This window comes from Pelagicoccus sp. SDUM812005 (genome assembly GCF_031127875.1).
Lineage (GTDB): Bacteria > Verrucomicrobiota > Verrucomicrobiia > Opitutales > Opitutaceae > Pelagicoccus.
The window spans coordinates 1-21,959 of sequence record NZ_JARXIA010000013.1; the positions used below are offsets into that span (position 1 = coordinate 1).

17 protein-coding genes and 1 pseudogene are annotated in these 21,959 nt (G+C 56.5%); 7 read left to right on the forward strand and 11 right to left on the reverse strand.

The window, feature by feature from the left end:
- Positions 1–337: 337 nt before the first annotated feature.
- The 3 genes from QEH57_RS15110 (at position 338) to QEH57_RS15120 (ending at position 6,408) form a co-directional block, all read left to right on the forward strand.
- On the forward strand, positions 338–2,911 hold the full coding sequence (locus tag QEH57_RS15110; RefSeq protein ID WP_309007594.1) for a tetratricopeptide repeat protein: 2,574 nt from the start codon (positions 338–340) through the stop codon (positions 2,909–2,911).
- Between the two features lie 470 nt (positions 2,912–3,381).
- On the forward strand, positions 3,382–5,493 hold the full coding sequence (gene prsK / locus QEH57_RS15115; protein ID WP_309007595.1) for an XrtA/PEP-CTERM system histidine kinase PrsK: 2,112 nt from the start codon (positions 3,382–3,384) through the stop codon (positions 5,491–5,493).
- Between the two features lie 243 nt (positions 5,494–5,736).
- A complete protein-coding gene (locus QEH57_RS15120; RefSeq protein ID WP_309007596.1) occupies positions 5,737–6,408 on the forward strand; it encodes a VPDSG-CTERM sorting domain-containing protein in 672 nt (223 codons plus the stop codon).
- Positions 6,409–6,607: 199 nt separating this feature from the next.
- On the opposite strand, the gene QEH57_RS24985 is transcribed toward QEH57_RS15120, so the two are convergent.
- Together QEH57_RS24985 and QEH57_RS24990 are read right to left on the reverse strand one after the other, a co-directional pair.
- Positions 6,608–6,901: a type II toxin-antitoxin system RelE/ParE family toxin gene (locus QEH57_RS24985; RefSeq protein WP_343224786.1), complete on the reverse strand. Its 294-nt coding sequence runs from the start codon at positions 6,899–6,901 to the stop codon at positions 6,608–6,610.
- On the reverse strand, positions 6,898–7,116 hold the full coding sequence (locus QEH57_RS24990) for an addiction module protein (protein ID WP_343224787.1): 219 nt from the start codon (positions 7,114–7,116) through the stop codon (positions 6,898–6,900). Before QEH57_RS24990 ends, QEH57_RS24985 begins: the two co-directional genes overlap by 4 nt.
- Positions 7,117–7,817: 701 nt before the next feature.
- Between QEH57_RS24990 and prsR the strand changes: the two genes are divergently transcribed.
- Together prsR and glmS are read left to right on the forward strand one after the other, a co-directional pair.
- Positions 7,818–9,176: a PEP-CTERM-box response regulator transcription factor gene (prsR, locus tag QEH57_RS15125; RefSeq protein WP_309007597.1), complete on the forward strand. Its 1,359-nt coding sequence runs from the start codon at positions 7,818–7,820 to the stop codon at positions 9,174–9,176.
- A 69-nt stretch (positions 9,177–9,245) separates the two neighbouring features.
- Positions 9,246–11,096: a glutamine--fructose-6-phosphate transaminase (isomerizing) gene (glmS, locus tag QEH57_RS15130; protein ID WP_309007598.1), complete on the forward strand. Its 1,851-nt coding sequence runs from the start codon at positions 9,246–9,248 to the stop codon at positions 11,094–11,096.
- A gap of 306 nt (positions 11,097–11,402) precedes the next feature.
- On the opposite strand, the gene rfbA is transcribed toward glmS, so the two are convergent.
- From rfbA to rpsP, 9 genes and pseudogenes are all read right to left on the reverse strand, one after another.
- Positions 11,403–12,281: a glucose-1-phosphate thymidylyltransferase RfbA gene (rfbA, locus tag QEH57_RS15135; RefSeq protein WP_309007599.1), complete on the reverse strand. Its 879-nt coding sequence runs from the start codon at positions 12,279–12,281 to the stop codon at positions 11,403–11,405.
- A gap of 67 nt (positions 12,282–12,348) precedes the next feature.
- Positions 12,349–12,732: pseudogene (locus QEH57_RS15140) on the reverse strand (GxxExxY protein); the annotation flags it as partial.
- 38 nt (positions 12,733–12,770) lie between these two features.
- Positions 12,771–13,877: a dTDP-glucose 4,6-dehydratase gene (gene rfbB / locus QEH57_RS15145; protein ID WP_309007601.1), complete on the reverse strand. Its 1,107-nt coding sequence runs from the start codon at positions 13,875–13,877 to the stop codon at positions 12,771–12,773.
- Positions 13,878–13,985: 108 nt separating this feature from the next.
- The gene (locus QEH57_RS15150) at positions 13,986–14,906 is read right to left on the reverse strand and encodes a sugar nucleotide-binding protein (RefSeq protein ID WP_309007602.1); all 921 of its coding nucleotides are present in this window, start codon (positions 14,904–14,906) and stop codon (positions 13,986–13,988) included.
- A 34-nt stretch (positions 14,907–14,940) separates the two neighbouring features.
- A complete protein-coding gene (locus QEH57_RS15155; protein ID WP_309007603.1) occupies positions 14,941–15,567 on the reverse strand; it encodes a polysaccharide biosynthesis/export family protein in 627 nt (208 codons plus the stop codon).
- A 261-nt stretch (positions 15,568–15,828) separates the two neighbouring features.
- The gene (gene tkt / locus QEH57_RS15160; protein WP_309007604.1) at positions 15,829–17,802 is read right to left on the reverse strand and encodes a transketolase; all 1,974 of its coding nucleotides are present in this window, start codon (positions 17,800–17,802) and stop codon (positions 15,829–15,831) included.
- A gap of 335 nt (positions 17,803–18,137) precedes the next feature.
- A complete protein-coding gene (gene rplS, locus QEH57_RS15165) occupies positions 18,138–18,503 on the reverse strand; it encodes a 50S ribosomal protein L19 (RefSeq protein WP_309007605.1) in 366 nt (121 codons plus the stop codon).
- The gene (gene trmD / locus QEH57_RS15170; protein WP_309007606.1) at positions 18,500–19,177 is read right to left on the reverse strand and encodes a tRNA (guanosine(37)-N1)-methyltransferase TrmD; all 678 of its coding nucleotides are present in this window, start codon (positions 19,175–19,177) and stop codon (positions 18,500–18,502) included. Before trmD ends, rplS begins: the two co-directional genes overlap by 4 nt.
- A 135-nt stretch (positions 19,178–19,312) precedes the next feature.
- Positions 19,313–19,585, reverse strand: coding sequence for a 30S ribosomal protein S16 (gene rpsP / locus QEH57_RS15175; protein ID WP_309007607.1), 273 nt, complete (start codon positions 19,583–19,585; stop codon positions 19,313–19,315).
- 94 nt (positions 19,586–19,679) lie between these two features.
- Here rpsP and ychF point away from each other — a divergent pair, with 94 nt between their 5' ends.
- Both ychF and QEH57_RS15185 read left to right on the forward strand, forming a co-directional pair.
- Positions 19,680–20,783, forward strand: coding sequence for a redox-regulated ATPase YchF (ychF, locus tag QEH57_RS15180; RefSeq protein WP_309007608.1), 1,104 nt, complete (start codon positions 19,680–19,682; stop codon positions 20,781–20,783).
- Between the two features lie 165 nt (positions 20,784–20,948).
- Positions 20,949–21,833 carry a rhomboid family intramembrane serine protease gene (locus QEH57_RS15185; protein ID WP_309007609.1) on the forward strand — a complete coding sequence of 295 codons (885 nt, stop codon included), beginning with the start codon at positions 20,949–20,951 and terminating at the stop codon, positions 21,831–21,833.
- Positions 21,834–21,959: the final 126 nt, after the last annotated feature.

Sequence of the window (21,959 nt, forward strand, 5' to 3'; positions counted from 1 at the left end):
CCAAAATAGAAAATCAAAAGGTAGGGCTCGCTCGCCGAGCGAGCCGCAGAGCCCCGAGGTTCAAAGCCGACACCTTCATCGATCCTGAACAAAAAACGGTCCGCCAAAGCACAAAAATTCAAATCACTCCCAAACCGATGCGGGACGAGGAATAAACCTCGCTCCCTACTGATGAACCAAAATAGAAAATCAAAAGGCGAGCCGCAGAGCGCCGAAGCTTCAAGCCGACACCTTCATCGATCCTGAACAAAAACGGTCCGCCCGGCGGGCGGACCCTACCAAAAACCTTTGCAGTTTCTGCCCTCTTCGCGGTTAATTTCACCAACCTGTTAGCTTCATGAATCCAAAGATCCTAGTCTCCCTTGCGCTCGTAACTTTGAGCGCCCTCTTACTTTCTGCATGCGGCGGTTCAGCCGATGTCGCCAGCCTCATCGAAAAGGCCGACACCCAAATCCAAGCCGGTAAACTCGCTGATGCAGAGATCCTTCTTAAAAACGCGCTCCGAGCGGATAAAAAAAACCCGCAAGCGCTCGCCCTTGTCGGCGAAATCTACAAGCAGCAAGGACGTGTCCGCGATGCCTACCAAGTCCTGAGTGCCGTTAAGCAGCTCAACCCCAGCGACGCTCGCAGCCTCGCCTCACTTGCTAGCATCGAACTCATCGCAGGCCTACGCGACGAGGCCCTTGCCGACGCCCGTAAGGCGCTCGAGCTCGACCCTAGCCTCGACGAAGCCCCTATCCTGCTCGCCGAACTGGCAAGCTCTCCGGCCGCAGCCGCTCAAACCAAGGAATGGCTCGCCACCCTCCCTCCGACCCCTTCAATCCACGCCGCAATCGGCTCCCTTGAATTGAAGTCCGGCAACGCCGCCGCCGCCAGCCAACGCTTCGAACAAGCCATAGAGATGGATCCCAATTCCTCCATGGGCTACGCCGGACGCTTCCAGATCCTGCTAAGCCAAAACAAGCAAGAGGAAGCCATGGCTGCCTTTGCCAAAGCGGCGGAGGTCGCGGACGTCCGCTCCGGTATCCGCATCCGCTACGTGCAATACCTCCAGCAAACCCAGGGCGACACAGCTGCCAAGGCCGTGCTAGACGAAATCCTAGCGGAAGCTCCCGACTACCTTCCCGCCCTCGGCCTCGCCGCCGAACTGGCCGCCAAGATGGAGGAGCCGGAAGAATCCAAGAAGCTTGTGGCCCGCGCCCTAAAGCTAGACCCTATCGATCCTACCGCCCTCCGGGTCAACGGTACACTTCTCGTACTCGACCAGAAAATTGACGAAGCCATCGTCCAGCTAGAGAAAGCCCTCGAACTCTACCCGGATGACGTGAAGGCCAACTACCAAATCGCCCTCGCATATCTCGCCAAACGCGACCTCGGCAAAGCTAGGTCACGCCTTTCCCGAGTCGTGCAGCGGGTGCCCGGGCACCTCGAAGCCAATGCCCTACTTTCCACCATCCAGGTCCAGGAAGAAGATTTCAGCGGAGCGATCATCACCCTAGAGAAATTCCTCAAGGCGAACCCCAATTCGCTGCAGGGCTATCTCCTGCTTGCCGAGGTCTACAATCGCAAGGGCGACAGCGAGGCAGCCGTAGCGATTTATAAAAAGCTGGAAGAAGCCCAGCCGGAAAATCCTCAGCTGGACTACCTCTCAGGCCTATCCTACTTGCAAGGTCGAAACCGCCACGGCGCCCGCAGCGCCTTTGAATCCGCTCTCGCAGACAACCCTCTGCACCTACAGTCCGTCGAACAGCTCACCGCCCTCGATATGGGCGAACGCAATTTCGACGCTGCCCTCGCCCGTATCGAGCAGACCATCGCCGCATCGCCGAACACCAGCGTGCTCTATACCATCCGAGCCCAAATCCTCCAGTCGAAAGGCGACCTCGACGCAGCCAAGGAGTCCTTCGAAAAGTCCATCGAGCTCGATGCCAATAACCGTACCGCTCGCACCCTCTACGCCCGCCTCCTTCGCTCCCAAGGCGACGAAAAAGGTGCGCTCGCCCAAACCCAAGCCATCCTTAAGAGCAATCCCAACGACATCGGGGCCATGACCACGATCGCCTCGCTCCATGAAACCGCTGGCAAATACGCCGAAGCCGTGGAGCTCTACGAAAAAATGCTCACGGTCGATCCCAATTACCTGACGGCCCTCAACAATCTCGCCTACCTGTATTCAACCCAGTTCGACAAGCCGGAACGAGCGTTCGAACTCGCCCAAAAGGCCCGCGAACAATCGCCCACTAGCCCCTACACCGCCGATACTCTAGGCTGGATTGTCTACAAGCGAGGGGACTACCCGTGGGCCCTCAGCCTCTTGCAAGACAGCTACAATAAGCTCAAGGATAATGCCGAAGTCGCTTATCACCTCGGCAGCGCCCAATACCAACTCGGGCACCGCGACGCGGCAAGCCGTCTTCTGACCCAAGCCAGTTCCGACGCCTCCGACTTCGAAGGAAAAAGCAAAGCTACCGAGCTCCTAGCCATTCTAGATATCGATACCAAGGCCTACTCGAAAAGCGCCGCCGACAAGCTGGAAAGCCATATCTCGAAAAACAAGTCCGATGCCCAAGCCCTCGCAACCCTTGCGACCCTGCAGCTTCGCAACGGCGATCGAAGCGCCGCCCAGAAAGAATTCGAAAAGGTGCTCAAGCTGAGTCCCGAAAATGCCTTCGCTAAAGTCGGGCTCGCCGAGATCCTCAGCGAGGACCCCGCCAACGCCTCCCGCGTCTACACCATGGCCAACGACGCGAAGCAGTACAAATCCGAAACCCTGCGGGCCCAAGCGCTGCAAGGCCTCTCTCTCGCCCAGCAAGGCAAAACCGACCTGGCCAAAAAGCAGCTCGAAGCAATCGACTTGAAGCAGCTCCCCGCCAGACTTAGCGAGCGAGTTGCAGCGCTGATAAAAGACTAAACGAAGAGACCGAGATCCCGTAGAGGGCGGGCTTTGCTGCCCGCCCCGCATCATCCGGCTGAACCAAAATAGAAATCCAGATGGTAGGGCTCGATCGCCGAGCGAGCCGCAGAGCCCCAACATCTCCATCCATCCCGAAAAGAACGGTCCGCCCGGCGGTCGGACCCTACCAAAGCACAAAAATTCAAGTCACTCCCAAACCGATGCGGGACGAGGAATACACCTCGCACCCTACTGCTACACCAAAAAAGAAATCCAGATGGTAGGGCTCGATCGCCGAGCGAGCCGCAGAGCCGCGAAGCTTCGAGCCCCCCCTTCATCCATCCCGAAAACGGTCCGCCCGGCGGGCGGACCCTACCAAACACTTTCTTGGCGGTTAAACGCACTGCCCCACAAATCAATCTCCTCACACTCTTCGCCATCATGTCTGCCCTGGTCTCGTCGAACGGGCAGTTAAAAGATCCTCTCCCTTGAACCTTCCTGTCCTCTTTTCCTTCGTAAGCGCCGCCATCGCAGCGCTCTTCGTCGTTATCGCACCCTTCAGCAAGAGTCGAGGCCTGCCTCTCTGGGTGTTCGCCTTCGGCATGTTAGCCCTCGCAGCCGAGCAGCTGCTCACCGGTCTTGCCTTGCAAAAAACCAATCCCCTCGAAATCGCCGAACTGATCCGTTGGCGTTTCGCGGCAACCTCCCTCTTGCCTGGCCTCTGGCTGCTCTTCTCCGCCACTTATTCTCGAGGCAACCTCAAGCAAAACCTCAGCAAGCGACTTCCTCTGGTGATCGTCGCCTTCGTCCTTCCGATAACTCTCGTTGTCTCGGCGCCCGCTTCCCTCGCCCACCTGATTCAACATCCGGAAGAACCCTTCCAGTGGATCGTTACCCTCGATTGGGCCGGCTTCTTCCTGCATGTCTTCATGCTTCTCTCTATGATCGGGGCCATGGTTGGCTTGGAGCGCACCTACCGAGCCTCCGTCGGCACCCTGCGCTGGAAGATCAAGTTTATGCTCTACGGGATGGGAACCCTCTTCGCGGCCCGCTTCTTCACCAGCAGCCAAATCGTGCTTGCCCAACAAATCGACCCCTCCCTCGAAACCATCAATGCCGTCGCACTCTTTACCTGCTGCCTGCTAGTCGCTCGCTCCGTCTTCCGCAAAGGCAGCTTCGAAATCGATCTCTACCCCTCCCAATCCATCATCAGCGGTTCCTTGGTAATCTCCCTCGCAGGCGGCTACCTCATCGCCGTGGGAGTGCTCTCCAAAGTGATCGCCCACTTCGGCGGAGACCAGGCCTTCGCCATTCAAACCTTTCTGGTACTCATCGCCCTCGTCGGTCTCGGCGTCCTCGTGCAATCGGACCGCTTTCGCCAACTGATCCGCCGCTTCGTTAGCCGCAACTTCCAACGCCCCCTATACGACTACCGCACCCTCTGGCTCAAACTCACCGCCACCACCGCCCAGAGCGTGCGCCGCAAAGACATCTGCGAATCTACCACCAAGCTGCTCGCCAACCTATTCGATACCAAGCTCACCAGCATCTGGCTCTTGGACGCCAACGGGACCAGCTTCGACAAGATTTCCACTACCGACCATACCGAGGACGCCGAGATGGGAAACACGCCCAGTTCCATCCCGGCAGATAACATCAGCGAGGAGCTCACCCAGTCCCCCGACCCGCGATCGATCGAGGGCGTGGAGGACGCTTGGGCCCAGCCGATTCTCGCCAGCAACCCCAGCTCCTTCGACGACGGAGGAAACCGCATCCTCGTTCCCTTAACCGGTCAAGGCCGGCCGGTCGGCTTCATCGTGCTGGGCGACCGTACCAACACCCTCGAATTTACCCAACAGGAATTCGACACGCTCCGCTGTATCGGCGACCACATCGCCGCCAATATCCTCAGCGCCGCCCTCACTCGCAAGCTGGAGGAATCCAAGGAGATCGAGGCCTTCCAAACCATGGCCACCTTCTTCGTGCACGACCTCAAGAACGCGGTGTCCACCTTGAACCTCATGCTCAAGAACATGCCGCTGCACTGGGATAATCCCGAATTCCGGGAAGACGCCCTGCGCGGCATCGGCAACACCAGCAATCGTATCACCGATCTCATCACACGCCTCAGCCAGGTTCGGCACGAACTCGAAATCTCGCCCTCCCCCACCGACCTCGAAGAACTGCTCCGCTCCGCCATTGCCGAATGGGAAAAGCCCGAGCAAATCGATTTCAGCTCGGAAATCCCGAGCGACATTACCGTAGCCGCCGACTTCAAAAAGCTGAAAAGCGTGATTCTGAACCTGCTCATCAATGCCTGCGAAGCCATGGAGGGAACCGGATCGATCGCGCTTAAAGCCGGAGTCAAAGGCCCCTACGCGGAGATCGTCGTCACCGACAGCGGCTGCGGCATGAGCGCCGACTTCATCCGCAACGGACTCTTCCGCCCCTTCAAAACCACTAAGAAGAGCGGACTCGGCATCGGCATGTTCCAGAGCAAAATGGTCGTCGAAGCCCACGGCGGCAACATCATGGTGGAAAGTCAAGAAGGCCAAGGCAGCGTATTCACGATAAGAATACCAATCCTGACGGGGCCCTAAACTATTAAAATTGGCGTTCATTCGCGATTCCAATTACCGAAACCTGGTTGGTGAACCCCAAGGGGCAAAAGACAAGAACCTTCTCCTAAGAGGTCGGCCCTGAAACACCCCACTCAGGCCTCCCAGCACAACGCAAAGAAAGACCTTGCGTTATTATACCTACCTCATAGGTATTTAGACACATCCTCATACAGGCAACACTATCCAACCGCCTGCAAGCGTAACCCTAAAAATCCCCATATAATGAAGATTGAAAAAATCCTCGGGGCGAAGCTGTGCCTGCTTTCAGCTATCGCCCTTCTCTTCACTCCTTGCGCCCACGCCCTCACCCTCAACGACGTTTGGATCAACGAGATCCATTACGACAATACCGGCGGTGACGTTGGCGAATTCGTTGAGATCGCGGGTCTGGCGGGCACTGACCTCAGTCCCCTAACTCTGGAGTTCTACAACGGAAGCGGTGGCGCAAAATACAAGACATTCGGCCTTAGCGGATCCCTTAGCGATGCCGGGAACGGATACGGATTCCAAAGCTTTCTCATAAGCGGAATCCAAAACGGATCTCCCGATGGGATCGCACTCGTATACGGCTCACTGGTGCTCCAGTTTCTGAGCTACGAAGGCTCGTTTGCAGCGAGCAACGGAGCCGCCAACGGACTGACATCCATCAACATCGGGGTCAATCAACCCGATGACACGGACCTCGGGTTAAGCCTCCAATTCCAGGGCCATGCAGGCAACGGCAGCTGGACCGGCCCCATCGCCTCAACCTCAGGAGCCATCAATACAGGTCAAACGTTGCCTGCACTGAAATCCGATTCGGACTCCGCGTCCGTCCCCGACAGCGGCACCACTGTCGCCTTGCTAGGCCTCAGCTTCGCGACGCTTCTCACGCTGAAACGCCGAAGAGCTTAACTTTCGAATCCCTACGATTCGCTCTTGTATCCAATGCCCGTCTCATAGGAGACGGGCATTTTCGTTTCGAGGACTTAAAAAGGTAGGGCTCGATCGCCGAGCGAGCCGCAAATCGATCTTGGACAAAACGGTCCGCCCGGTGGTCGGACCCTACCAAAAAGACAGCCCCGGAGCTGTGAGCGACGACTTATTGAGCATTTCATTTCCGACTCATTCCGTAATCAGGGCGTCGTCGGTGATGACGTAAAACTAAGATTCTGACTTCTTGCCCTTGGGTGCTGAAAAGGAGGTGATAAGGGAAACTCAGCATGTTGGCTCGTTTCAATCCATTCCTCACTTCGTGAAACTTTTCGGGCGTCGATTCGACCTCGTTCACCAATGAGCCAAGTTCAAGAAAGAAGCGGTCCGCTAATAGTGGACCGCCTTCTTCTTCGTAGTACCTCAGGATAACTCTGAGGTCTCTTTGGACTAGCTTGTGGAAAACCAAGTTCAATAGTCTCGGCCAATTCCTTTCTTCAGCTCATCCCATGTCATTCCGTGCGATGGGTTTGCTGCGAGATCAGCATCGCGTCTTTCCGCTTCGGCTATTCCTTCGTCTTCATCTGATAGGGTAGCTGGAAGTGAGTAGAGAAGTGCGCTTGCAAGTGAGGCCCTGTCCGTATCTGTGAGGCCCATTACCTCGGTCTTCAATGCTTCGATCCGCGTCATAGTGTTACCCTATTGGAAATGCCTAGGATTGCGATCCCAATTTATCGACCACTAGAGAATACGAGATACAGCCGCATCAACACGCTTTTTGCGGCCGGCGGACTGATCAGTTCCCTATCAAAGGTAGGGCTCGATCGCCGAGCGAGCCGCAGAACCAACCTCAACGAAACGGTCCGCCCGGCGGTCGGACCCTACCCTAAATCAGAAAGTAGTGCCTCTCCCCAAACGGATGATCTCACTCTCGATAAATAAAGTTCCGCAACCTTAACAAGGTCTCCTGTGCACCCCGCGCCCGTCGAACGGGAGGTTAAAAAGGTAGGGCTCGATCGCCGAGCGAGCCGCAGAGCGATCTTGGACGAAACTGTCCGCCCGGCGGTCGGACCCTACCAAAGCCCCGCCCTGTGCCAACAGCTCGTTCGGCACCGATTCCGACCCCCAAACCAATGGGCACCTTCTTCGCGGGCGGACTATCGATCGATCACTGTTACACTTAAAAAAACTGCTACAGAAAAAGCTTCATTTTCCGTTTCCTAGAACGATACTGTAAGAATATCCGACACTCGTCTCTCTCACTTCGCTCAAACTGCGACAAGCCACTTGACAGCAAGAAATGAAGAGAGAAGCGACACAGCAAAAACAGAGATTCTAAATCGAAAATCTAGCGATCCCTAGCCTTCACGCGTCACCATCCCCCTCCTCAAATGCCTGCAAGCAAACCCAAGCTTCTCATCGTCGACGACGACGAAGAAATCCGCACCCAAATGCGCTGGTCCCTCGGGACCGACTACGAAATTTTCCAAGCGGGCAACCGCGAGGGCGCCATCCAGCAATTCAAGGAGAACACACCTCCTGTCGTTTTGCTCGATCTCGGACTCCCCCCTCGTCCCAACCTCGTAGACGAGGGCATGAACACTCTCGCGGAAATCGTCCAAATCGCTCCTAAGACCAAGGTCATTATCATTTCAGGACAGGGCGAACGCGAGAACGCGCTCGAAGCTATCGGCCGCGGCGCCTACGACTTCATGTCCAAGCCGGTCGACACTGACGAACTTCAGCTCGTCCTCAAACGCTGCTACTACGTTGCCGACCTAGAACGCGACTACGTATCCATGCAGCGCAAGCTCAACGAAGACGCCTTCGAAGGCATGCTCGGCACCAGCGAACCGATGCAAAAGGTCTTCAATCTCGTGCGCAAAGTCGCCACCAGCGACGCGCCCGTCATGATCCTCGGCGAGAGCGGCACCGGTAAGGAAATGGTCGCCAACGCGATCCACAATCGCTCCAGCAAAGCCGATGGTCCTTTCGTCGCCATCAACTGCAGTGCCATCCCCGAGTCCCTCCTGGAAAGCGAGCTCTTCGGCCATGAAAAAGGATCCTTCACCGGCGCCGACAGCACCCGCGTTGGCAAGATCGAACAGGCCGACGGAGGCACCCTTTTCCTCGACGAGATCGGAGAAGTCCCTCTCAACGTGCAAGTTAAGCTCCTTCGATTCCTTCAGGAGAGCTACATCGAACGGGTCGGCGGACGGGAGCAGATCCCCGTCAAGGCACGAATCGTAGCCGCCACCAATGCCGACCTGAAAAAAGGCATGGCCGACGGGACTTTCCGCGAAGACTTCTATTTCCGCCTTTCCGTGGTCGAGCTCAACCTGCCTCCCCTGCGCGACCGCGGCGAGGACATCGATTTCATCGCCACCAGCTTCCTGAAGCGCTTTGCCGCCGAAGCCGGCAACGGCGGCCTCGGCTTCAGCTCGGCCGCCCTCAAGGCCATCCGCGCCTACCCTTGGTCCGGAAACGTGCGCGAACTGCAGAACCGAGTGCGGCGGGCTGCCATCATGGCTGAAGGGAACAAGGTCAGTCCCGAGGATTTGCAGCTTCCCTCCGATCGCAAGCTCCCCTCCGGCACCACCCTCAAGGAAGCGCGCGAGGCCTTGGAGAAGGAAATGATCGAGGCAGCCCTCAAGAAGCACAAGAACAAGGTCACCGCCGCCGCGGCTGAACTCGGCATCAGTCGGCCCACCTTTTACGAACTTCTAGATCGACTCGGCATCAAGAGATAGTTCACAAAAGCTCCCTTATAATATTCTCTTTCTCAATTCACCGGAACCTTTAGCCATAACCCTAGCATTATGTGTGGAATAGTTGGATACATCGGGCACGACAACGCTGCCCCCATTCTCTTAAACGGTCTCAAGCGCCTCGAATACCGCGGCTACGACTCCGCCGGCATGGCTGTCTGGCAAAAGGACAACTCGATCTTGCTCACACGCCGCGTGGGCAAAGTCGCCAACCTCGCAGCCGCCCTACCCGTTGATCAAGACGACGCCGGCCTCGGCATCAGCCACACCCGCTGGGCGACCCACGGCGGCGTAACCGAACCCAACACCCACCCGCACAGCTCCTGGAATGGTCTGATCCACCTCGTCCACAACGGCGTCATCGAAAACTACGAGCAACTGAAGGCCACCCTCTCCTCCAAAGGAGTCACCTTCAGCAACGAAACCGACTCCGAAGTCCTTTCCAACCTGATCGCCTACAACCTCGAGGCCCTCGACGAGGAAATCACCGAAAAGACCGTCTACAAGGCGATCCGCACCAGCCTCTCCGCCGTGGAAGGCACCTACGGCCTCGCTATTATTTGCTCCAAACTCCCCGGAGTGCTCTTCGGAGCCCGCAAAGGAAGCCCGCTCATTTTGGGCGTCGGAAAAAACGAGATGATGCTCGCCAGCGACGCCAGCGCCATCCGGGCCCGCACCCGCGAAGTCGTTTACCTCGACGACAACCAGATCGTCACCATCACCGGCGACAACTTTAGCATCACGACCATGGAAGAAGCCCAGGTCGTTCCCGAAATCAGCACTATCTCCTGGAAGGACGAAGACGCGGAGCTCGGTGAGTTCGCCCACTATATGCTCAAGGAAATCCACGAGCAACCCACCGCCCTAGAGAACGCTTTCCGCGGCCGCCTCGACCTGACCGAAGGAACCTGCAAGTTCGGCGGACTCAACCTCTCCCGCCAGGACATTCGCCAAATCGACCGCATCCTCATCGTAGCCTGCGGAACCGCCTGGCACTCCGGCCTAGTAGGCGAGTACTTGATCGAAAAGTACGCTCGCATCCCCGTAGAGGTCGAATACGCCAGCGAATTTCGTTACCGCAACGCCCCGATGGACAAGAACACCTTGGTCATCGTAATCAGCCAAAGCGGGGAAACCATCGACACCCTAGAAGCCCAACGCGAAGCCCAACGCAAGGGCTACCACGTCATCGGCATCATCAACAACGTCGGCTCCACCATCGCCCGCGAAAACGATGGCGGCATCTACCAGCACTCTGGCCCCGAGATCGGAGTCGCCTCCACCAAGGCCTTCACTTCCCAAGTGCTCATCCTGTCCATGCTCTCCTGCTACCTCGGCCGCACGCGCGACCTCTCCTACGCGGAAGGCTGCAAGATGGTAAAGGCCGTGCAAGAGCTCCCCGCCCTCATCAAGCAAACCCTCTCGCTCGCCGACTCCCTCAAGGCAGTCGCCAAGGACTTCGCCAAGTATCAAGACTTCCTGTTCCTCGGTCGCTTGGAAATGTTTCCCATCGCCCTAGAAGGGGCGCTCAAGCTGAAGGAGATAAGCTACATTCACGCCGAGGGCTATCCCGCTGCCGAAATGAAGCACGGCCCAATTGCCCTCATCTCGGAAGACTGCCCCAGCGTGGTCATCGTGCCCGACGACGAAACCCTCAAGAAGAACCTCTCCAGCGTACAGGAAGTGCGAGCTCGCAAAGGCAAGGTCATCATCATCACCGATTCGCACGAAATTCCCTCCTCCCTCGCCGACGAGATCATCATCGTCCCCAAGGCCCACAATTGCGTGCTGCCCATCTTGATGACGATTCCGCTCCAGCTCCTCAGCTACTACATTGCCGTCGAGCTCGGCAAGGACGTCGACAAGCCCCGCAACCTCGCCAAAAGCGTAACGGTAGAGTAGAAGATTCTTAACCGCTAAGGCCGCAAGAACGCGAAGAAAAGTCCGCATGTTTTTTCGGACCGCTAAAATCGTGAAATAGGTAGCGCTACAAATCCCAGAACGCGTAGTAAAACTGGCTAGTCGAATAATAACTTATTCAGCTCGTTACTTTGATCGCCTGTTCGTCGATAAACGCGCGAAGTCGGATTTCCACTACGGCGAGTACCATTTTCGCGGTCTTTAGCGATTTTAGCGGTTATAAAAAAAGAGACTGGAGCTTCCCTCCAATCCCTTTCGCGAAAGTAGTATTTTTTGCGGTTGCCACCCCTACTTGAGCAATTGCCTCAAGTAGGTTGCGTAGCTAGTTTTACCCAAGAATTGGATACGTTCTTCCAGCTGCTCGCGAGTAAGCCAGCCTTTCTCGTAGCCGATGCCTTCCAAACAGGCCATCTTGAGTCCTTGCCGCTCTTCGATCACTTGCACGAACTGCCCCGCTTCCATCAAGTTCTTGTGCGTGCCCGTATCCAGCCAAGCCGTACCACGACCCAGCAACTCCACATTGAGGGCGCCTTTTTCAAGATAGATACGATTCAAGTCGGTAATCTCCAATTCGCCGCGAGGAGACGGTTTTACCTGCTTTGCGTATTCCACGACTTTGTCATCGTAGAAATAAAGCCCTGGGACCGCGTAGTTCGATTTTGGCTGAGCGGGCTTTTCCTCGATCGAAAGCACCTTTCCATCGGGAGCGAACTCGACCACCCCGTAGGCCGTAGGGTTCGCCACGTTGTAGCCAAAGATCGTAGATCCCTCCGTTCGAGTATCTGCATTTCTCAAGGTACGCACCAGTTCGTGGCCGAAGAACAGGTTGTCGCCCAGCACCAAGGCAGCAGGAGCGCCATCGAGAAACTCCTCTCCAATAAGAAAGGCCTGGGCCAGACCGTCGGGACTTGGTTGTACTTCGTAACTGAAGTTAACGCCGAAGGCGGAACCGTCCCCGAGCAAGCGCTCGAAAAGCGGCGTATCCTGGGGAGTGGAAATAATGAGAATGTCCTTGATCCCCGCCAGCATGAGTAGGGAGACCGGATAATAGATCATCGGCTTATCGTAGATCGGCATCAGCTGTTTGGATACAGCGATCGTACATGGATAAAGTCGGGTTCCGGAGCCACCCGCGAGGACGATTCCTTTTCTTGGTTTTGAGGACATAGTGAAATTAATATTGGGTTGAAGGGTTTGGGACCGCTAAAGGCGCTAAAATACGCGAAATTCAAAACTTAGAAGTGTATGCAATTCGCTCCCACTGCAATTTAGGGTAGGCAGCGAAGTTTACCAACAAACCAAGGGGCCTGTTGGTAGCTCGAAGATAATTTATTACTTGAGCACGATGTTCGTCGTTCAAGGCCTTGACCGCCTTGATCTCGAGCAGCAGCTCATCGAAGCAGATGAAATCTGGAATATACTTTTGGGAAAGCGGCCTCCCTTTATAGGACAGGGCGAAAGGCCTCTGCGAATCCGCCGGAATTTCGCTGATTGCAAATTCCACTTCCAAACATTCTTGGTACACAGGCTCTTTAAAGCCACAGCCCTTTTCCTTGTAGACCTCGAAGCACGCCCCGATCACTCGATAGCATTCGTCCTTTAGAACTAGATCAGCCACTTTAGCGGTCTTTAGCGTCTTTCGCGGTCTCGAGAAAATCAGCTATTGCCCAAGCGTTCGCGGGCGTACTTCTTCTCCGCGATATCACGGCACCAGTCTTGGTTGTCCAGGTACCACTGCACGGTCTTGCGGATGCCGCTGTCGAAGGTTTCCGCCGGAACCCAGCCGCATTCCTTCTCGCTCCGCTCGCAGTTGATGGCGTAACGACGATCGTGACCTGGGCGATCCTTCACGTAAGTGATCAGGTCCTCGTACTTTTCGATGCCCGCCTTTTGTGCCGCCTCGTTAGCCGACACGGGTGCCAGCTCGTCGAGCAAGGCGCAGATGCGCTTCACGATCTGGATGTTCTCCATCTCGCTGCGACCGCCGATGCAATAGGTTTCTCCCAAGGCACCTTTTTCCAGGGCCGCCAAAATCCCGGTGCAATGATCTTCAACGAACAACCAGTCGCGGATCTGCTTACCGTCGCCGTAGATCGGCAGCGGCTTCGCCTCCAGGGCATTGAGCGTTACCAAAGGTATCAACTTCTCCGGAAACTGGAAAGGGCCGTAGTTGTTCGAGCAATTGGTGGTGACCACTGGCATGCCGTAAGTATGGAAATAGGCACGGACCAAAAAGTCGCTGGAGGCCTTGGACGCTGAATACGGACTGTTGGGAGCGTAGGGCGTGGTCTCGCAAAATGCCGGATCGTTCGGCCCTAGCGTTCCAAAAACCTCATCGGTGGATACGTGCAGGAAGCGGAAGGACTCTTTCGCCTCCCCATCCAAAGCAGCCCAGTGATGGCGAGCCGCTTCCAACATACGCAAGGTACCCGTCACATTGGTTTCGACGAAAGGCTCGGGCGTATCGATGGAACGATCCACATGGCTTTCCGCCGCGAAATGAACGATGGAGCTCACCCCATGCTCCTTGATAAGCGAGCTCGTCGTATCCTGATCGAGGATACTGGAGCGCGAGAAGACGTAGGATTCGGACGATTCGAATTCGCTCAGATTCGCCGGATTACCGGCATAGGTGAGCGAATCGACATTTACGATACGATCAAAGCCTTTGGCTTTTAGGAGCTTTGCTCCGTCGCGAAGCAAAACACGGATAAAATTGGAGCCGATAAAGCCACAGCCGCCGGTAACAAGTATAGAATTCATGGGAATGAGGAGGATTGTCCAACCGCTAAAAAGCGCGAAAGGACGCGAAAATCAGAACGGTTCTAATTAAATATTTAGCGAGGTTTAGCGTTTTTAGCGGTCGGCTTCTTAAGCCTTCTGCCAGTTCTTAAGGGACCATTCGAGGGCTTCCTCGACCGGACGCATGATCACGCCTGCATCGCGCAGCTTATTCTCGTTAAGGATACAATTCGAGCGAGGCGTCTTGGCTGCCTTGGACATAAAGTCCGCCTCGTCTTCGAAGAACTGAAAATCCTTGTTGTTGACGCCTGTCTTCTTGATGAGCTCTACAACCTGCGAAGTCGTCACGGAACCGGGATTCGTGACATTATAGATCCCATAGGGAACTTTCTTCTCTACGCACTCGAAACACGCCGTCACGAAATCCTCCAACTGGCTCAGCGAATTGGTGGCCTGCAACAGGGTTGCGTAGCTCTGCACCTTCGTCAGGTAATTGCGTGGATTGTCGATGTGGTTAAAAGGTATCCGCAATCTCCATACATATCCCTCTGGGGAAGATTCGTGCTCCCAAGCGGGCCATTGGCCTTCTCCACGATCGACCTCGCGATAGCCTAGCACTTCCTCGCCAAGGGCCTTGGTCCCGCTATAAAAGGAACAAGGCGGCTTCCTGAAGGAGAAATTCGGTGCGTCGTTTTCCAGCCAGCCTCCGCCTCCTGGGCGATCGCCCCCAAAAACACATCCACTAGAAACATGCCCCCAGCCAATAGAAAGGTCCGCGCAGACTTCGCGTATCACTCCGGGCAATACAGCGTTTCCATCGAGGCAGTTCGCCTTGTCCAACTCGCAAGCGTCCACGTTGGGCTTGCCCGTATACCCGGCGCAGTTGATTAAAAAGCTAGCCCCTGTCTCCTTGAGTGAATCCGCAAAGTCCTTCCGGGATCCATTAGCGATCTGCCGACCGCTAAGCGTTTTAAAGGCAACGCCCTTGCTCTCGAGCAACTGGCGAAATGCGGTACCGACGTAACCGGTGGAACCTACGAGCGCTATCATATTAATTAACTATTCCGGATTAAAAATTTTGAATTTACCAAACCCTTTGCGGGATGGAAACGATGTCGTAGGACTCTAGCACAAAAGCGCTATCCTTCTTGCCGTCGATTACCGCAGCGAGATCGAGCTCGAACCGCTGGTACTTGTCGCCCTTACGACGAATGACGACCACCGACTTCATCTTGCCGGTCACCTTGTTGATCCCCCCAGCAGCAATAATCGCTTCCAGCACTGAAAGCTGACGAAAGGAGCGAATGATCCCAGGGCTTTGCACCTCCCCTTCCAGGTAGTAAGTGAAATGCGACTCGACCACCACTACCATGACCTCGTTGGAAACGAGCTGGTTCTCGTACTTTTCCTCCAACTCCGTCTCCAACTCGCTCGGCGTCTTCCCAGCCGCTACGATTTCACCGATGATAGGCACCGCGATCACCCCGTCGCGGCGAATCTGCAGGTCGGTATCCAACTCTGGAGCGCCTGGAAAGGTGATACGCAACTGATCTTCGGCTTGCAGGATAAACTTCTCGCTCGGAGCCCCAGAACTCTGAGCAGACGCAGCCGCTACAGGCAGCAAACAGAGAACGGCGAACCAAATAAGCCGCAGAAAGGAATTCGGTCCAAATCCTTGGGAACTGGAAGCAAAGAGGGATCGGTTTTTCATAATATTTTTCAGGCGAGTCGCTTAGGCAACGGCGCAATCCCACCCAACTTAAATCCATGCATCAAGCAGAAAGCCTTAGCGTAAGAACTTGCGACGAACATGTAGCGGAAACTTGGCAACGCAACTCATGGTTTCCCTGAAGGCAGCGTTTCCAAGGCAACCGCAAGCGAAGAAGCGGTGGGGCCTAAGCAGCCTCCTAATACAAAAAGCCTCGAGGAAAGTTCTCCTCGAGGCCTTGAAAATGAATATTATCGCTTTCGACTACTTGGCGGCGGCAACCACGTTCGCCGCAGTCATGCCCAAGATTTCCATCACGGTATCGCCAGGAGCACTGATGCCGAAGCGATCGATGCCAATCACCTTGCCTTCCGTGCCAACGTACTTGTACCAGAGACCGGAAACGCCCGCCTCGATGGCGATACGCTTGGTGCAGGCCTTCGGAAGGACAGACTCCTTGTACTCGCAGCTCTGGGCATCGAAGCGGAACATCGAAGGCATGGATACGACACGCGTGCCAGCGCCGAGCTCTTCAGCAGCCTTGACTGCATGCTGCAGCTCGGACCCCGTCGCGATGATGATCGTCTCCAGCTCCGCGGTCTCCTTCTTGATGACGTAGCCACCCTTGAGAACACCCTTGCGGCGCTCGTCGGCCGATACGGTCGCAATGTTGGGAATGTTCTGGCGCGTGAGCGACAGCATGGTTGGACCATCGAGACGCTCCATAGCCGCCACGAAAGCGCCAGCCGTCTCTTCCGCGTCGCCCGGACGGATCACATCGAGATTCGGAATCACGCGCAAACCGGAAACGGTTTCAACCGGCTGGTGAGTCGGACCATCCTCGCCCACGCCCACGGAATCGTGCGTGAAGATGTAGATAGTCGGCAAACCAGCGAGAGCCGCCAAGCGAATCGAGGGACGGCAATAGTCGGCAAACACCATGAAGGTCGCGCCCGACGCGCGGAAAATCCCATCGTAAGCGATACCGTTCATCAGGGCTCCCATAGCGTGCTCGCGGATGCCGAACAGCAAGTTGCGACCGCTTTCGTTGCCGGGCAGGAAGTCGCCACCGTCCTTGATGTAGTTCTTGGTCGAGCCATGGAGGTCGGCAGAACCGGAGATGAGTTCGGGACGAGCCTGGGCGATCGGCTGCAGCACCGCCGAACCGGATGCGCGGGTCGCAACCTTCGCATCGTCAGCCGTTACGGGAATTGCGGCGAAAAGCTCGTCCACGTTCACAGGCGCATTGGCGCCCGCTTCGAGCTGAGCGGCGAGATCGGCATTGGCTGCCTTCCACGCGCCGTAAGTTTCCAACCAAGCTTCGTAGGCCGCTACGCGCTCAGCTTTCTTGGCTGCGAAAAAGTCACGCACCTCGTCCGACACGAAGAACTTCTCTTCCGGAAGCCCGAGTCCCTTGCGGGCGCTGTCGGCAAACTTCGCCCCCCCCTCGCCGTGGCCCGCGCTCGTGCCGGCCACTTCGGGAATGCCACGGCCGATTTCCGTCTTGCAGACGATGAGCTGCGGCTTGCCAGTAGCGGCCTTGGCCGCCGCGTAGGCACCGGAGATCGCGTCGAAATCGTGGCCGTCGATCGTCACCACGTTCCAGCCCATCGCTTCGTAGCGGGCAGCGGTGTCTTCGCTCTGGCTCTTCTCAGCCATGGCGTCGAGCGTCACGTCGTTGCTATCGTAGAAGAGGATGAGGTTATCGAGCTTGAGGTGGCCCGCCAAAGCCGAGGCTTCTTGAGCAACGCCTTCCTGCAAGCAACCGTCGCCAGCGAGCACCACGATCTTGTTGTCGATGATCTTGTGGTCCGCCGTGTTGAACTTGGCAGCCGCCATCTTTCCGGAGATCGCAAAGCCAACGCCATTGCCCACGCCCTGGCCCAAAGGACCGGTAGTGCACTCGACGCCAGGCGTTTCCTTGTACTCCGGATGCCCAGGAGTCTTGGAATGCAGCTGACGGAAATTCTTAACCTCCTCCAGTGGAAGATCGAAGCCAGCAAGGTGCAGCCACGAGTAGATAAACATGCTGCCGTGCCCTGCGGACAGGATGAAACGGTCGCGATTCACCCAGCGCGGTTCGTCCGGGTTGATGCTCAAAGCGTCGCCAAAGAGGACGGAGCCGATTTCGGCCGCGCCAAGCGGAAGGCCAAGGTGGCCCGAGGAACAGGCGTGCACTGCGTCGATTGCAAGTCCACGCGCTTGAGTAGCGGCTTTCTGGAGGAGTTCTTTGTTCATAGGTCGTTCTAGAGTGAATCTAAGTGAAATTCGAAAGGGCAAAAGCATCCGCGCCCCCGCCAGGGTTTCAAGTCTCAAGGAAGCAAAGATCCTAAACCGTTGCGCTAAAACGAGACGAAACACGCTTCGAATGAAGCCCCCTCAAGCAAAACCCGAACCGGACTAATAAAATGACGGAAAAACGGAATCCACCGCAGCGCCCCATGCAGGCCGCAGCTCACACCCGAGCCAGGGCAGCTGCAAAACTCGCCCTCTTCGCCCCCTCCCCTCAAAACACAAAAAAGCCGCCTCCCGAACGGAGACGGCTTTTCAAAAATCAATAACGGAGCAGCGGACTAGTGCTTGCCCTTTGCAAGACGCTTTTCCTTAACCTGCATCGCCTTCTTGCCCACGAGATCGCGGAGGTAGTACATGCGAGCGCGCATGGTCTTGGACTCCTTGTCGACTTCGATCTGGGAAATCAGCGGGCTGTGAACAGGGAATACCTTCTCAACGCCTTCACCATAAGAGATACGACGAACCGTGAATGTACGGTTGATGCCCGATCCCTTGAGAGCGATTACGATACCAGCGAAAATCTGGATTCGCTCCTTACCACCTTCGACCACGCGGGTGTGGACCTTGACGCCATCGCCTACCTTGAAAGGGGTGACATCTGCTTTTAGGTGCTCTTTTGTTACTTCGTTTACTACTGCGTTCATGGTGAATCCTCTAATAAATCTGGTCTGCGTTTGCGCGTTCTCTCTTCCCTCTCCCGTTGCCGCCATTTCTCGATTTCTGCATGGTTTCCCGAGAGCAGAACCTCTGGAATTGGCATATTTCGAAACACCGCTGGGCGCGTGAATTGTGGAAAGTCGAGCAAGTTGTCTTGGAAGCTTTCGTTAGTCAATGACTTTTCTTCCCCTAAAAATCCGGGCAAAAAGCGGCTCAAACAGTCGATCAAAACCGCTGCCGCCAAGGTCCCGTTGGTCAGCACGTAGTCCCCGATGCTGACCTCCTGGTCGATCAGGTTCTGGCGTACCCGATCGTCGATCCCCTCGTAGTGGCCGCTCACGAGAAGCAGCCGCTCTTTCGTGGCCAAGTCGCGAGCCAACTCGGGCGTCAGCGGATCCCCGTCCGGAGCGAGGTAGATGCGATGCGTTTGCGGCGTCTGGATTTCCTCGATCGCGTCGAAAAGCGGCTCAGGCATCAAAACCATGCCAGCCCCGCCGCCGAACGGCCGGTCGTCGACCTGGTTGTGCTTGCCCTTCGACCAATCCCGCAAGTTGTGCACCGCTACATCCAAGATGCCATGCTTCACTCCACGCCCAATCATGCTCTCCGACAGAAATCCGTCGAGCATCTGGGGAAACAGAGTTAAAACGTCGATCTTCATAAAGAATGGAAGCAGCCAGCAAAACCTTTGCCTCTATATAATAGAGAGAAGCGGTCGGATCCGGAAATGAACAAACCCGGCGTTTCTGAAAAAGCCGGGTTCGGGAAATGCGACTACAGGGACCAGCCCTAAGCCTTACGCTTCAGCGGTCGCCGCTGCCTGCTCCTTGCGAGCGCGCTTGATAAGCGAGTTGGACGTATCGGTCGGCTGCGCGCCAACTGACATCCAGTACTCAGCGCGCTCTACGTTGAGCTCGAGCTGCTTAGCTGCGTCCTTCTGCTTCGGCAGGTAAGTACCGAGCTTTTCAACGAAGCGTCCATCGCGGCGTCCGCGTGCTTCCGCTACCACTACTCGGTAGACTGGTTCGTGTGTTGCGCCTGCGCGTTGAAGTTTGATCTTAAGTGCCATCTTTGCGTCTCCTAGAAAATTGGAAAAGGTGGCGAAGATTAATCAAAAATGAATCTTGTCAAGCAACATCCAATCCAATGATCTTTCCGCCCTTATGCTGAAAGCTGGTATCGTCGGTCTTCCTAACGTTGGCAAGTCAACTCTCTTCAACGCGCTCACTCGCACACGCAAGGCCGAGTCGGCCAACTACCCCTTCTGCACTATCGATCCCAACGTGGGCGTCGTCAACGTGCCGGACCCGCGCCTGCAAGTCCTGCAAAAGATAGCCGGGACCAACGTCGTCATCCCCGCCGCCATCGAATTCGTCGACATCGCCGGCCTGGTGGAAGGAGCCAGCAAGGGCGAAGGCCTCGGCAACAAGTTCCTAGCCAACATCCGCGAGACCGACGCTATCGTGCAAGTCGTGCGCTGCTTCGAGAACGACGACATCGTGCACAGCATGGGCTCCGTCGATCCCATCCGCGATATCGAGGTTATTAATACAGAACTCATCCTTTGCGACCTCGAGTCCGTGGAGCGCCAGAAGGAAAAGCTGGTTAAGAAAGTTCGCTCCGGCGACAAGGAAGCGGCCGCCGCCGTGGAGCTCATCGACCGCCTCATCCCCCATTTCAACGACGGACGCCCCGCCAACACCCTGGAAATGAGCAAGGAGGAGCTGGAAATCCTCCACGGCCTCCACCTGCTCTCCTCCAAGGCCGTCATCTACGCGGCCAACGTCATGGAGGACGACCTCGCCGACGCGGACGCCAACCCTCACGTCGCCAAGGTGCGCGAATACGCCAAGACCGCCCACGACGCAGGTTGCGTCGTCATCTCCGCCCAAATCGAGTCCGAGCTGATCGACCTCTCCGACGAGGAAGCGGGCGAATTCCTGGCCGACCTCGGCGTGGAAGACTCAGGCGTCTCCCTGCTCATCCGCGAAACCTACGCCCTGCTCGGCCTCAAGACCTACTTCACCGCCGGCGAAAAGGAAGTGCGGGCCTGGACCTTCGAGGACGGCATGACCGCGCCCCAATGCGCCGGAGTCATCCACACCGATTTCGAAAAAGGATTCATCAAGGCCGAAGTCGTTGCCTACGATGACCTCTCCTCGCTCGGAAGCGTCGCAGCCGCTCGCGACGCCGGCAAGTATCGTCTGGAAGGGAAGGACTACCTATTCAAGGACGGCGATGTTACGGTTTTCCGCTTCAACAACTGAACTTAGCTTTCAGCCAGCGGTCTCTTGGCCTGAGATTTTCGCGCTTATGTCGCCCGCGCCTCACATTTCCCTAAGGCGCCCGCCCATTAGCGCGATTTATTCAAAACCTCACCCCTTGTAATATACACTAAAAGCAGCGACCTTAGGCCACCAATCAACGACTCGATGTACGACCGCTCCTACATGACTCCAAGCTCCGACGACACGGCGAAAAAAACGCTCACTTGGATCATCGGAGCCAATATCGTCGTCTTCGTGCTGCAAAACATCTTCGACCTCTCCAACGGTCCTGGATTCATCGCCCGCTTCTTCGCCTTCCATGACGACTCGCTGCAAAGCGGGATGCTCTGGACGCCGATCACCTACTCCTTCCTGCACAGCACCGGGAACCTGCTGCCGCTGCACCTCATCTTCAACATGGTGGTGATCTACTTTTTCGGCAGGTCCGCCATCGCCACCCTGGGCCAGAAGCGCTTCCTCCAGCTTTACTTCGGGGCCGTCCTGGTAGGCGGACTCTCCTGGTTCGCCGCAAGCTTCGTCTCGGACGCCGGCTCCGTCATCGGGGCCTCCGCCGCCGCGTCAGCCCTCCTGATCTTTTTCGCCTGCCTCAATCCCGACCGCGAAATCCTGCTCTTCTTCGTGCTCCCGGTCAAGCCGCGCTACCTCGCCTACTTCTACGTCGGCATCGGGGTGCTCGGCCTGTTCTTCCAAGAGCTCTTCGCCAAGGGCCCCACCTCCGTCGCCCACTCCGCCCACCTCGGAGGCATGCTCTTCGCCTACCTTTTCCACAAGTACGTCTACCAACCCAATCCCTACGACCGTTCCGGCGCCATCTCCCTCTCCTTCGCTCGCTTCTTCAAGAAAAAGCCCAAGACCGAGAAGAGCTCCGCCGGCTACACCTACCGCGTCAACGTCTCTCGGGAAACCCGGGACCTGAAGGGGGAAGTCGACCGCATCCTGGACAAGATCAACAGCAAAGGCTTCGCCTCTCTTTCGGAAAAAGAGAAGGAAGTCCTCGACGAAGCGCGGGATCTGCTACGCAAGCGCTAGCCGGACAAACCATATTCCGCGCTGGCAAAATCTGCCGCAATTCGTAGAAGAATAAAGAAAACAACTTACAGACCCCGTTCGGCCCAGCCGACAAGGACGCCAGACTCCTTGCAGCCGACACTCAGA

Coding starts and splice junctions, on each gene's coding strand:
- QEH57_RS15110 (WP_309007594.1), top strand. CDS start 338: ATGAATCCAAAGATCCTAGTCTCCCTTGCGCTCGTAACTTTGAGCGCC.
- QEH57_RS15120 (WP_309007596.1), top strand. CDS start 5,737: ATGAAGATTGAAAAAATCCTCGGGGCGAAGCTGTGCCTGCTTTCAGCT.
- QEH57_RS24990 (WP_343224787.1), bottom strand. CDS start 7,116: ATGACGCGGATCGAAGCATTGAAGACCGAGGTAATGGGCCTCACAGAT.
- prsR (WP_309007597.1), top strand. CDS start 7,818: ATGCCTGCAAGCAAACCCAAGCTTCTCATCGTCGACGACGACGAAGAA.
- glmS (WP_309007598.1), top strand. CDS start 9,246: ATGTGTGGAATAGTTGGATACATCGGGCACGACAACGCTGCCCCCATT.
- rfbA (WP_309007599.1), bottom strand. CDS start 12,281: ATGTCCTCAAAACCAAGAAAAGGAATCGTCCTCGCGGGTGGCTCCGGA.
- rfbB (WP_309007601.1), bottom strand. CDS start 13,877: ATGAATTCTATACTTGTTACCGGCGGCTGTGGCTTTATCGGCTCCAAT.
- QEH57_RS15150 (WP_309007602.1), bottom strand. CDS start 14,906: ATGATAGCGCTCGTAGGTTCCACCGGTTACGTCGGTACCGCATTTCGC.
- QEH57_RS15155 (WP_309007603.1), bottom strand. CDS start 15,567: ATGAAAAACCGATCCCTCTTTGCTTCCAGTTCCCAAGGATTTGGACCG.
- tkt (WP_309007604.1), bottom strand. CDS start 17,802: ATGAACAAAGAACTCCTCCAGAAAGCCGCTACTCAAGCGCGTGGACTT.
- rplS (WP_309007605.1), bottom strand. CDS start 18,503: ATGAACGCAGTAGTAAACGAAGTAACAAAAGAGCACCTAAAAGCAGAT.
- trmD (WP_309007606.1), bottom strand. CDS start 19,177: ATGAAGATCGACGTTTTAACTCTGTTTCCCCAGATGCTCGACGGATTT.
- rpsP (WP_309007607.1), bottom strand. CDS start 19,585: ATGGCACTTAAGATCAAACTTCAACGCGCAGGCGCAACACACGAACCA.
- ychF (WP_309007608.1), top strand. CDS start 19,680: ATGCTGAAAGCTGGTATCGTCGGTCTTCCTAACGTTGGCAAGTCAACT.
- QEH57_RS15185 (WP_309007609.1), top strand. CDS start 20,949: ATGTACGACCGCTCCTACATGACTCCAAGCTCCGACGACACGGCGAAA.